General features: G+C 68.1%; 10 protein-coding genes. All 10 read left to right on the top strand.

What is annotated here, in order from left to right; genetic code table 11:
- Nucleotides 1-43 precede the first annotated feature (43 nt).
- Nucleotides 44-880, top strand: coding sequence for an ABC transporter permease (locus tag P3F85_RS11915; RefSeq protein ID WP_374007762.1), 837 nt, complete (start codon nucleotides 44-46; stop codon nucleotides 878-880).
- Nucleotides 877-1611, top strand: coding sequence for an ABC transporter ATP-binding protein (locus P3F85_RS11910; protein WP_374007761.1), 735 nt, complete (start codon nucleotides 877-879; stop codon nucleotides 1609-1611). Before P3F85_RS11915 ends, P3F85_RS11910 begins: the two co-directional genes overlap by 4 nt.
- A 63-nt stretch (nucleotides 1612-1674) precedes the next feature.
- A complete protein-coding gene (locus tag P3F85_RS11905; protein WP_374007759.1) occupies nucleotides 1675-2907 on the top strand; it encodes an acyltransferase family protein in 1233 nt (410 codons plus the stop codon).
- Entirely contained in the window at nucleotides 2904-3992 is a 1089-nt protein-coding gene (locus P3F85_RS11900; RefSeq protein WP_374007758.1) for an NAD-dependent epimerase/dehydratase family protein, read from the top strand. Before P3F85_RS11905 ends, P3F85_RS11900 begins: the two co-directional genes overlap by 4 nt.
- Nucleotides 3985-4881 (top strand): hypothetical protein, encoded by an 897-nt coding sequence (locus tag P3F85_RS11895; RefSeq protein ID WP_374007756.1) that lies wholly within the window; start codon nucleotides 3985-3987, stop codon nucleotides 4879-4881. The genes P3F85_RS11900 and P3F85_RS11895 overlap by 8 nt, the downstream gene beginning before the upstream one ends.
- A gap of 7 nt (nucleotides 4882-4888) precedes the next feature.
- Nucleotides 4889-6010, top strand: coding sequence for a glycosyltransferase family 2 protein (locus P3F85_RS11890; RefSeq protein WP_374007754.1), 1122 nt, complete (start codon nucleotides 4889-4891; stop codon nucleotides 6008-6010).
- Nucleotides 6007-6636 carry an acetyltransferase gene (locus tag P3F85_RS11885; protein ID WP_374007753.1) on the top strand — a complete coding sequence of 210 codons (630 nt, stop codon included), beginning with the start codon at nucleotides 6007-6009 and terminating at the stop codon, nucleotides 6634-6636. Before P3F85_RS11890 ends, P3F85_RS11885 begins: the two co-directional genes overlap by 4 nt.
- On the top strand, nucleotides 6626-7753 hold the full coding sequence (locus P3F85_RS11880; protein ID WP_374007752.1) for a DegT/DnrJ/EryC1/StrS family aminotransferase: 1128 nt from the start codon (nucleotides 6626-6628) through the stop codon (nucleotides 7751-7753). Before P3F85_RS11885 ends, P3F85_RS11880 begins: the two co-directional genes overlap by 11 nt.
- Complete coding sequence (locus tag P3F85_RS11875) at nucleotides 7750-8751, top strand: glycosyltransferase (protein WP_374007750.1); 1002 nt, start codon at nucleotides 7750-7752, stop codon at nucleotides 8749-8751. Before P3F85_RS11880 ends, P3F85_RS11875 begins: the two co-directional genes overlap by 4 nt.
- A gap of 99 nt (nucleotides 8752-8850) precedes the next feature.
- Nucleotides 8851-11922 (top strand): hypothetical protein, encoded by a 3072-nt coding sequence (locus P3F85_RS11870; RefSeq protein WP_374007748.1) that lies wholly within the window; start codon nucleotides 8851-8853, stop codon nucleotides 11920-11922.
- Nucleotides 11923-12008: the final 86 nt, after the last annotated feature.

Below are 12008 nucleotides of genomic sequence, written 5' to 3'. Positions count from 1 at the left end.
TGTTCGGCGGCCACCCGCCCCGGCCACGAATCAGTGAGGCTAAATGTCATACGTCAAGGAAGTTCTCTCTTCTCGAGAGCTCCTCGCGAATCTCACCCTGCGCGAAATCCGCGGCCAGTACAAGCGCACGATCCTCGGTCAGCTCTGGTCGCTCGTCAACCCGCTCGCGTCGATGCTGGTCTACACGATCGTCTTCGCGTTCATCCTGCGGGTGCAGCCCGCGCCGGGCGACCCCAGCGGTCTCGACATCTTCGCCCTGTGGCTGCTCTGCGGTCTGCTTCCGTGGAACTTCTTCGCCGGCGTCGTGCAGACCGGTATGGGCTCGCTCCTCGCCAACGCCGGACTCGTCCAGAAGGTCTACTTCACCCGGATCGTGCTGCCGCTCTCCTACGTGGGCTCGATCGGCTTCAACTGGCTGTTCGAGATGGGCGTGCTGCTGATCGTCCTCGTGCTCTGCGGATCGTTCGTGTGGCCGTGGATCCCGCTGGTGCTCGTGACCATGGTGATCCTCGCGGTCTTCGCGGCGGGCCTCGCCCTGATGCTGGCCGTCGCGAACGTCCACTTCCGCGACACGCAGTACTTCGTCTCGATCCTCATGCAGATCTGGCTCTACATGACCCCGATCATCTACCCGATCTCGCTGGTCGCCGCGCAGTCCGACAAGGTCGGCGGGCTCCTGGGAACGGACATCACGGTCCTCGACATCTACCGGCTCAATCCGATGGAGCGATTCGTCGAGGTGTTCCGCAACATGCTCTATGACAACCGCTGGCCGGATGGCGGCGACTACCTCTACATCGTCGTGAGCGCGCTGATCGCGTTCGCACTGGGAGTTCTCATCTTCAGGAGAAGTGAAAAAGGTTTGGCGGAGGCACTGTGAGCGACATCGCGGTCAGCGTCGACAACGTCAGCAAGCGATTCCGGCTCTACAAGGAGCGCAACCAGTCCCTCAAGTCGGCGATCATGCGCGGGCGCCGGTCGGTGCACGAAGACTTCTGGGCCCTCCGGGACATCAACTTCGACGTCCCGCGCGGTTCGACCTTCGGGCTGATCGGCAGCAACGGGTCGGGCAAGTCCACGCTCTTGAAGTGCCTGGCCAAGATCTACTACCCCGAGAAGGGCACCATCTCGCACAACGGGCGCCTGGCGGCTCTGCTCGAGGTGGGGTCCGGCTTCCACCCCGAGCTCTCCGGGCGCGAGAACGTCTACCTCAACGGTTCGATCCTCGGGATGAGCAAGAAAGAGGTCACCGCCAAGTTCGACGAGATCGTCGAGTTCTCGGGCGTCGAGCACTTCATCGACCAGCCGGTGAAGAACTACTCCTCGGGCATGTACGTCCGGCTCGGGTTCTCCGTCGCGATCAACGTCAACCCGGACATCCTGGTCGTGGATGAGGTGCTCGCCGTCGGTGACGCCGAGTTCCAGGAGAAGTGCCGCCAGAAGTTCATCGAGCTGAAGGCCGAAGGCAAGACCGTCATCCTGGTGAGCCACTCGATGGCTCAGGTGCAGGAGATGTGCGACCAGGCCGCCTGGCTCAACCAGGGCGACCTGGTCAAGGTCGGCGACGCCGACGAGGTCATCGGCGCCTATCTCCAGTCGCTGCATGGCTGACCCGGACATTCAGGGACGGCCGATTACAATCGCTTGCGTACGTCTGAGCAGAATGGGGATCCGGTGAGCAACGCGGAAGTGAAGTCCCGCGCCGCCTCGATCTCCATCGCGGAGGCGCTGGGCGGCCGGCACAACTCGCTCGGCTTCCTCCGGCTGGTGCTGGCGACGCTGGTGATCTTCGACCACGCCTTCCCGCTCGGCGGGTTCGGCGAGGACATCCTCTGGGGTCACACCGGCGGCCAGGCGTCGTTCGGAACGCTCGCCGTCGGCGGGTTCTTCGCGATCAGCGGCTACCTCATCGCCAAGAGCGGCATGTCGGCCGACGTCATGCAGTTCCTCTGGCGCCGCGTGCTCCGCATCTTCCCGGCCTTCTGGCTGGTGCTGATCGTGACCGCCCTCATCGTCGGCCCCATCATCTGGGTCGTCGGCGGCGACGCGCTGCGGTCGTACTTCACGCTCGCGCCGACGGGCCCGGTGAACTACTTCACGGCCAACTGGACACTGCAGATCGGCTCGTACGCGCTGTACGACATCTTCGCGGACACGACACCGTACGGGCATCTCGTGCACGCCAGCGTGATGAACGGTTCGCTCTGGACGCTGTACTACGAGTTCCTCTGCTACCTGATGATCGCCGTCGCCGTCGTCTTCGGTGTGCTGAAGAACGCGCGCATCCTCGTCCCGATCTTCACCGGCTTCCTCCTCATCGCGCAGGTCGCCAACCTGGTGGCGCCGGAGCAGCTGGGCAAGGTCGCCCCGATCCTGACGGACTCGCAGTTCCTCTTCCTCACCCTGACCTTCCTCGTCGGCTCCTGCATCGCCGTGTACTCGCGACAGGTGCCGTTCGACGACCGGCTGGGCATCTTCGCCGGTGTCGTCTTCATCGCGACCCTGCGGTTCGGCGGGTTCCAGACCATCGGCGTCGTCGCGGGCGTGTACTTCATCCTGTACCTGGCCGCCCGCCTGCCCCGGCCGTTCCAGAGGATCGGCGCGAAGAACGACTACTCGTACGGCGTCTACATCTACGGCTTCCTCGTCCAGCAGATCCTCGCCTTCTTCGGCGTCTACAAGCTGGGCTACTTCCCGTTCGTGATCGCGGCCGTGATCATCTCGTTCGGGTGCGCCTGGCTCAGCTGGCATCTGGTCGAGAAGCGGGCGATGGACTTGAAGGGCTGGGGCCCGGGACGCGGAATCCAGTACTGGTACGACCGGGTGGTCGCAGCGCGACGCGCCCGTGCGTCACGCCAGACCGCAGCCGGCGCAGAGCGCGCCGAGATCGTTGAAGGAGAGCAATGACGGGCAAGACCGAATTCGGCACAGTGATCGTGACGGGCGGTGCCGGATTCATCGGCTGCGCCCTGTCCCAGCGCCTCGCTGAACGCGCCGAACGGTGGGTCGTGCTCGACTCGATGCACCCGCAGGTGCACGGGACGACGACCCGGCCGGCCGAGCTCCACGAGAAGGCCGAACTGGTCGTCGGCGACGTGTCCGACCCGGCCGCCTGGGACGCGCTGCTCCAGGACGTCCGGCCCGACCTGGTCATCCACCTGGCCGCAGAGACGGGCACCGCGCAGTCGCTCGACGAGGCGAGCCGTCACTCCATCGCGAACGTCGTGGGAACCACCCAGATGATGGACGCCTTCGGGCGCGCAGGCCACCTGCCGTCGCGGGTCGTGCTCAGCAGCTCGCGCGCGGTCTACGGAGAGGGCACCTGGAAGGACGAGGACGGCGAGTCGTTCCGTCCGGGCCAGCGTTCGCACGAGCAGTTCGAAGCCGCGCAGTGGGACTTCCCCGGAGCGACAGCGCTGCCGAGCTCCGCAGCCACGACGGTTCCCGCGCCGACCAGCGTGTACGGCGCGACCAAGCTCGCGCAGGAGAACATCCTGTCGGCGTGGGGAGAGGCCCGCGGCGTGGATGTGACCATCCTGCGGCTGCAGAACGTCTACGGCCCGGGGCAGTCGCTCATCAACTCGTATACGGGCATCGTCTCCCTCTTCTCGCAGCTGGCGAGGGACGGCAAGTCGATCCCGCTGTACGAGGACGGCCAGATCGTTCGCGACTTCGTGTTCATCGACGACGTGGCGGACGCCTTCGTGGCCGCCATCGAGGCCGGACCGGATCTGCCCGTGCTCGACATCGGCTCCGGTGTCGCGACCACCATCGAGCAGTTGGCGGAGACCATCGCCGCCTACTACTCAGCGCCCGCACCGCACGTCAACGGCAAGTACCGCGACGGCGACGTGCGCTACGCCGCGTGCTCGATCGAGACGACGCTCGGGACGATCGACTGGGCTCCGGCCTGGCCGCTCGACCGCGGCCTCGCCGCCCTCCAGGAGTGGATCGCGGCCGAGCTGCCCCAGGACGGGACGGCTCGTGCCTGACCCGCGTTCGCTGGTCGTCCAGTCCGTCCTGTACGGGAACGACGCCGCCGAGATCGTGCGCGCCGCCGAGGCGCTGTCGCACTCGGTGGGCCGTGCTCGCGACCGCGGGCTCATCTCCGAGTGGATGCTGCAGCTCGGCGACTGCTCGCCCGCGGAGGCGCTCACGACGGCGGACCGCGACGCGATCGCAGCGTTCGTGCAGGCCGCCGGGGGAGCCCTCGAGTACACGTTCTTCGGCGAGAACCTGGGCTCGGCGCGCGGCCACAACACGCTCGCGCAGAAGTCCCAGACCGAGCTGCTGCTGATCCTCAACCCGGACGCGCTGGTCGCCCCGGACACGATCGAAGAGCTCGCCGGCGCGGTGACGGACGGCGTCGGCATCGCGGAAGCGCGGCAGATCCCGCTCGAGCATCCCAAGGACTTCACGAAGGCGACCGGCGACACCAGCTGGGCCTCGACGGCCTGCGCCCTCACCACGCGCGTCGCGTTCGACGCGGTCGGCGGCTTCGACGCCGACACCTTCTTCCTGTACTGCGACGACGTCGACTACTCGTGGCAGTTGCGGCTGGCGGGTTACCGCGTCGTCTACGAACCCGCCGCGCGCGTCTTCCACGACAAGCGACTCACGGTCACCGCGGACTGGCCGGCCAGCTCGGCCGAGGTGTACTACTCTGCCGAGGCCGCGATCTTCCTCGCCTACAAGTACTCGCGAGACGACCTGGTGGAGCGGCTCCTGGAGCAGTTCCGCGCCGAGGGATCGGAGGCCGTCCTCAAGGCCGTCGCGGCGTTCGAGTCGAAGCGAGACTCCGGCGCCCTGCCCGCCCAGCTCGACCCGCAGCACTCCGTGGCAGAGTTCCGCGACGGAAACTACGCTGTCCACCGCTTCTAAGGACGTCATGAATCACCCCGATAACGCCGGATCCGCTGCGACCCCCGAGCTCGAGGACTCGTCGCTCGTCGACGCCTTGAAGGCTCTGGCAGAGAACGACGGCGTCGAGCCCGAGCTGGGCGAGGCGCTCCGCCGCACGATCGACCTCATCGACCACGAGTTCACGCCGGATGCGCCCTTCCTGTCGGTCATCCTGCGCACCCAGGGCAAGCGGTTCGAACCGTTCAAGGACGCACTCACCTGCCTGGCGGCGCAGACCGATCAGGACTTCGAGGTCGTCGTGGTCGACCACGACGCCGAGCCGGAGGCGGCGAAGCGGGTGCGCGAAGCGATCGACATGCAGATGCCGTCGTTCCGCGAGCGCATCCGGGTCATCGAGGTCTCCGGTGGGTCCCGGGCGAAGCCGCTGAACGCGGCGATCGACGTCGTCAAGGGACGCTACGTCGCGGTCTACGACGACGACGACATCCTCTTCGCCAACTGGGTGGAGGAGTTTCACACGGCCTCCCGCGTCGCCGGCAGCCGGATGCTCCGCTCGCTCACGGCGACGCAGCAGGTGAAGCCCGAGCTCTGGCCTCAGCAGCACCAGGGGTTCCGCACGATCTCCTGGCCGAAGGCGGAGTACGCGCCCCGGTTCGTGCAGTTCGACCACTTCATCGTCAACCACTCGCCCTTCATGAGCTGGGCCTTCCCGCGCCAGCTGTTCAGCCGTCTCGGCTACCGCTTCGACGAAGAGCTGAGCGTGTGCGAGGACTGGGACATGATCCTGCGCGGCTCGCTCCTCCTCGGCGTCCACGACGTCCCGGCGCTGACGGCGATCTACCGGCGCTGGGAGGGCGGAACGTCCTCCTACACCGAGCACACCCGGGACTCCTGGGCGGCATCCGAGGCCCGGGTGCTGCGCAAGCTCAACGCATCGGTGCTGCTCCTGGCCCCCGGCACGGTCACGCGGGTCCGCGAGCTCATGGCCTTCCAGGAGTACGAGAGCGCACGGAAGACCCTGGTGATGGTACTGAACAGCCGGTCGTGGAAGCTCACGCGCCCGCTCCGCGGTGCGGAACGGGTCGCGCAGTACGGGCGCCGGCTGGCCGGACGGGCGGTCCGCCGGATCCGCCGCGGAGTCCGGTGACCGGTATCGGCCTCGGTCTTCTGGGCGCGGGAGGTCAGGCCGCCGAGGTGGTGGACTACGTCGGGTCCGAGAACGTCCGCTTCTTCGCCGTGGATGCCGCCTACCTCCGGGACTCGCAGCCGCCCCTGTGCGACGTCGACACCGATGACCCGGCGCTGACGGAGCTTCCGGTCGTGGCGGCGGTGGGAGCTCCCGGGCTCCGTCGCGAGCTGGTCGCCCGGTGGTCCGGGTCGAGCTACCGGACGGTGCAGCATCCCACCGCTTACGTCGCGGCGACGGCCGCCATCGGCGAGGGATGCGTGATCGCGCCCCTGAGCGCCGTCTCGAGCCGCACGTCGCTCGGACGCCATGTCATCGTCAACCTAAGCGCGACCGTCAGCCACGACTGCACGGTCGGCGACTTCGTGACGATCTCGCCCGGCGCGCACATCGCGGGAGGGGTCACCATCCAGGACGGCGCCTTCGTCGGGATCGGAGCCTCTGTCTCCAACGGCGTGACCATCGCGGCGGGGTCGGTCATCGGCGCCGGCGCCGTCGTCATCCGGGATACTGAACCGAACGGCGTGTACGCCGGCGCTCCGGCGCGCAGACTGGGCACCAGAGAGGACTGGCTCCGTGAGTTATGACGTCCCCTTCATCCGGCCGCTGTTCCCGTCGGGTGACGCGATTGCGGCCGACCTCGACCGGATCGTCGCCTCCAACTGGTTCACCAACTTCGGTCCGATCGAACGAGAGTTCGCCCAGGCGGTCGCGGACTTCGTGGGGGAGGGCCACCAGGCCGTCACGTTCTCGAATGCGACGCTCGGACTGCTCGCCGCCGTCCAGGCGGTCGCGGGACGCGGGGACGGCTCCCGCTCGGTGATCGTCCCGTCGTTCACGTTCGCCGCGGGACCGCAGGCGATCGTGTGGGCGGGGCATCGCCCGCTCTTCATCGACATCGAGCCGTCGTCGCTCCAGCCGTCGCTCGAGGAGGCGTCCGCCGCCATCGACGCGAACCCCGGGCGTATCGCGGCGATCCTGCTGTGCAACACCTTCGGCATCGGCAACCCCCGGATCGCCGAGTGGGAGGAGCTCAGCGCGCGGAGCGGGATCCCGCTCATCATCGATTCGGCCGCCGGTTTCGGCTCGCGCTACACGCCCGAGCGCCGGGTCGGCGACGCTGGCGTGTGCGAGGTCTTCTCGTTCCACGCCACCAAGCCCTTCGCCATCGGGGAGGGCGGCGCGGTCGTGACGCGCGATCACGAACTGGCGGAACGACTGAAGTCGTTCAGCAACTTCGGCTTCGAGCCGGGTTCCGGCGCCACCCAGCTGGGCCTGAACGGCAAGCTGCAGGAGTTCAACGCCGCCCTCGGACTCCGCCAGCTCGCCGACTTCGACGCCGCCGTCCGTTCCCGCCAGGAGGTCCTGAGCGAGCTGCAGTCGCGGCTCCCGACCGGGCTGTTCCGCGCGCCGGACAACATCGGCGCATCGTCGGTCTGCTTCGGCTCGTTCCTGCTCCCGACGGAGGCGCTCCGGGACCGGGCGCTCGCCCGGCTTGCGGCAGGCGGCGTGGAGGCGCGGTCCTACTACAGCCCTGCAGTGCACACCCAGCCCTATTTCGCGGAGGGGGAGTCGGCCGGCCCGCTCGACGTCACAGCAGACGTCGGCAGGCGGATCGTCAGCCTTCCGATCCACCAGGAGATGAGGCGCGCGGACATCGACCGCGTCGTCGAGTCCCTGCAGACCTTGGAGACAGACCGATGAGCAAAATGGGTCACTACCGCGACTCGTTCGTGAACCGGAGCGCCGGATTCGATGTGCGCGGGACGATCGACGGCCTCCGCGACTCGCTCGACCAGTCCGTGCAGGCGAGCGCGCGGATCGAGGAACGGCTCCAGGCCTTCCGGAACGAGACCGCCGAGACCCTCGCGGAGTCGGTGGCCGAACTCGCGGCCGTCCGGCGGCGGCTGGAGACGCAGCTCGCGGCCACCCGGCAGGAGCGGGATGCGATTCCGGAGTTGACGGCCAGGCTCGCTGCCCTGCGGGCCACCCCCGACTACCGGAAGTCCTGGTCCGAGCGTGAGCCCCTGGTCTCGGTGCGCATCGCGTCGTACCTCAAGACGGAGGAACTGGTCGACGTCGCCATCGCCTCGGTGCTGGCGCAGACCTACGACAACTTCGAGCTCATCGTGGTCAACGATGGCCCGAACGACACGACCCGCCGGGCGGTCGAAGGGATCGGCGACCCGCGGATCTCCTACAGTGAGCTGCCGCAGCGCGGCGAGTACCCCGAGGACCCGCACTGGCGCTGGATGGTCGCGGGCTCGCCGGCGATGAATCACGCGGCGGGCCTGGCCACCGGCGTCTGGATCGCCCCGCTCGACGACGATGACGAGTTCACGCCGGACCACCTGGAGAAGCTGGTCTCCATCGGTGTCGAGAACGAGGTCGAGCTCTCGTACGGCGCGTTGACGCAGAAGCACCTCGTCCACGGCTGGGAGAAGCGGATCTGGAGCTCGCCCCCGGCGATCAGCGAGTTCAGTTTCCAGGGGGCGATCTACCTTCGGGCGCTGCACGATATCTTCCGGTACGACGAGCGTTCGTGGATCGTGGAGGAGCCGGGCGACTGGAATCTGATCCGCCGGATGAAGGAGGCGGGGGTCACGATGGCGTGCACCACTGACGTCGTCGCGGTGATGAACATGGTCCCGTACACCCTGAAAGGGGACACCGCCCTGGCGGACGCAACGCCGGAGCACTAACGTGTTCTACCCCCGTACATCAAGTACGGTCAGGGCATAGCCTGCTGTGATCCCATGCGTAGGCTCGACTTTGTTGGGCAAATCACTCGGAGCTTCGCTATGGCAGTAAACCGCACCCGCCTTCGACGGACTCGATTCGTCGGCATGGTCTGCGTTGCGCTCGCGCTCGCGGCGACCTTCGTCGGCGTGTCCTTCTCCCAGCCGGCGCAAGCGCTGAGCGGCAGCCAGTTCGATCCCGCCAATATCATCAGCGATGCCAACTTCTACGACGCCAACGCGATGTCGCAGGCGCAGATCCAGGCGTTCCTGAACGCGAATGTCAGCTGCCAGAACGGCAACTGCCTCGCCGTCGCCCGCACCGACACGTCGAGCCGCAGTGCCGACGCCATGTGCGGCGCGTACTCCGGGGCGGCCTCCGAGCTCACCTCCACGATCATCTTCAAGGTCCAGCAGGCCTGCGGCATCAGTGCCCGCGTGCTCCTCGTCACGCTCCAGAAGGAGCAGGCGCTGATCACCAATCCCGCGCCCTCGTCCTCGAAGCTCGACCGGGCGATGGGATACGCGTGCCCGGACAACACGGCCACCCCGGGCTGGTGCGATCCGGCCTACGGCGGTCTCTACAACCAGATCTATCTCGCGGCCTGGCAGTTCAAGCGCTACGGAAATCCTCCCGGCACCAGCAACTTCTTCACCTGGTTCCCCGTGGGGAGCCCGTCGGCGGTCCAGTACAACCCGAATGCGGGCTGCGGCAGCTCCACGATCACCATCGCCAACAAGGCGACGGCGGCGCTGTACTACTACACGCCGTATCAGCCCAACGCCGCAGCCCTCGCGAACCTGGGCGGCACCGGTGACGGCTGCTCGGCCTACGGCAACCGCAACTTCTGGGTCTTCTACAACAACTGGTTCGGCCCGACGACGCTGCCGGCCGGCACTCCCTACGGCTCGCTGCAGTCGGTGACGACGCGGTACAACACGATCACGCTGACCGGCTGGGCGGTCGACATCAACGCGCCGACCCAGAACCTGTCCATCGCGATCCAGATCGACTCGAACTGGGCGGCGCTGGTCGCCGACCAGCCGAACGCTGCTTCCGGAAACGTGGTGGCGGGCTCCGGCTCGAACCATGGATTCTCCGGTTCCGTCACCGCCTCGCCCGGAGTCCACACGCTCTGCGTGACAGCCCTGAACGTCGGCCAGGGAGGAGACCTCCCGTACGGCTGCCAGACGGTGACCGTGCCCGACGCCTCTCCGGCCGGTGCCCTCCAGACGGTCGCCCCGGGCCCGGCGTCGATCTCGGTCGCCGGCTGGGCGGTCGACCCGGACGCTCTCACCTCCCCGGTCGTGCTCGACGTGCAGGTCGACGGCCAGTGGTACGTGTGGAACGCGAACCAGGCCTCGACCGACGCGGCGAACACGTACCCGGGCGCCGGGGGCAGCCACGGCTTCAATCAGAAGGTCCCCGCGACCATCGGGTCGCACACGGTCTGCGTGTACATGCGCAACATCAACACGGGAAGCGCGGCGTCGCTCGGCTGCAAGGCCGTCGTCGTGCCCGACTCTCCCGGCCAGGGCGCCGTCTACTCCGTCGCCGCGACCCCGGGCGGCATCACCCTCTCCGGCTGGGCGGTCGACCCGGACGCCGTGACGGCGAAGCTGAACGTCGACGTCCAGATCAACTCGAACTGGTACAGCCTGACGGCCAACAAGGCGTCGGCCGACGGTGAGGCGCAGTTCCCGGGCGCCGGCAACTCGCACGGGTTCTCCGGGTCCTTCCCGGCTGCGAACGGATCGAACACGGTCTGCCTGTACATCAAGAACTCGACGGCGGGCGGCCCGGACGGCGCCCTCGGCTGCCGCGTCCTGAACATCACCAACGGCACGCCGGGCGGTCCGCCGCAGGGCTCCGTGACGGCATCCGCGGTCGCCGGGGGCATCTCGCTCGCCGGATGGGCGGTCGACCCCGACGTCCTCACCCAGCCGGTGAAGATCGACATCCAGCTCGACTCGCAGTGGCTGCTCTGGACGGCCGACGGCTCGTCACCCAACACCGGGACCGCGTTCCCGGGCGCCGGGACGAACCACGGCTTCTCGGGTGTCGCGCCAGCGGGAGTCGGAACCCACACGGTCTGCGTCTACATGCAGAACGTCGGAATCGGGGCCGAGACCTCGCTGGGCTGCTCGTCCGTGACGGTCACGAAGGCCGCCCCCGGCGGACCGCCGCAGGGCGCGGTGACCGTCGCACCCGTCTCCGGAGGCGTCTCGGTCGCCGGCTGGGCGGTCGATCCCGATGTGCTGACGCAGGCCGTCAAGGTGGATGTGCAGGTCGACTCCACCTGGGCGCTGCTCACCGCCAACGGGCCGTCGGCCAACACCGAGGCCGCCTTCCCCGGCGCGGGCACGAGCCATGGATTCTCCGGCACGGTCCCGATCGGGCCGGGTGCGCACACGGTCTGCGTGTACCTCCAGAACGTGGGTCTCGGCAGCGCGACGTCTCTCGGCTGCAAGGCGGTCACGGTCGCCGCACCGGTCGGCGGACCGCCGCAGGGTGCCGTCACCGTGAGTGCCGCCCCCGGCGCCGTGTCGCTCTCGGGCTGGGCGGTCGACCCGGACATCCTGACGCAACCGGTGAAGGTGGATGTGCAGGTCGACTCCACCTGGGCGCTCCTCACGGCCGACCAGCCGTCGTCCAACACCGAGTCGGTGTTCCCGGGCTCGGGCGGCTCGCACGGCTTCACCGGATCCGTCCCGATCGGGGTCGGCGCCCACACGGTGTGCGTCTACCTGCAGAACGTCGGAGCCGGTACGGCGACCTCCCTGGGCTGCCGGTCGATCACCGTCACCCAGCCGGCCGCGAACGGCAACCCGCAGGGCGCCGTGACCGTGACGGGTGCGACGGGCGGAGTGACCCTGGCGGGCTGGGCGGTCGACCCGGACATCCTCACCCAGCCGGTGAAGGTCGACGTGCAGGTGGACAGCCAGTGGCTGCTGTGGAATGCCGACCAGGCATCCTCGAACACCGAGGCGGCCTTCCCGGGCTCCGGGTCCAGCCACGGGTTCGGCGGCACCGTCCCGACCGCTGCGGGCGCCCACACGGTGTGCGTCTACCTGCAGAACGTCGGTAACGGCAGCGCCACGTCGCTGGGCTGCCACCCCGTCACCTCGAAGTAGGCGTCCATTCGCGGTTGCTAGGATTCTCGGGTCCATTGCGGGCACGCACAAGGAAGAGAGGCCGATGACCGACGCGCCTGGTCCCT

The sequence above is a fragment of the Leifsonia sp. T36S-04 genome (genome assembly GCF_042465655.1).
Classification (GTDB): domain Bacteria; phylum Actinomycetota; class Actinomycetes; order Actinomycetales; family Microbacteriaceae; genus Leifsonia.
The sequence above is the reverse complement of the archived record's forward strand: the minus strand, read 5'-3'. Positions and strand labels throughout refer to the sequence as shown.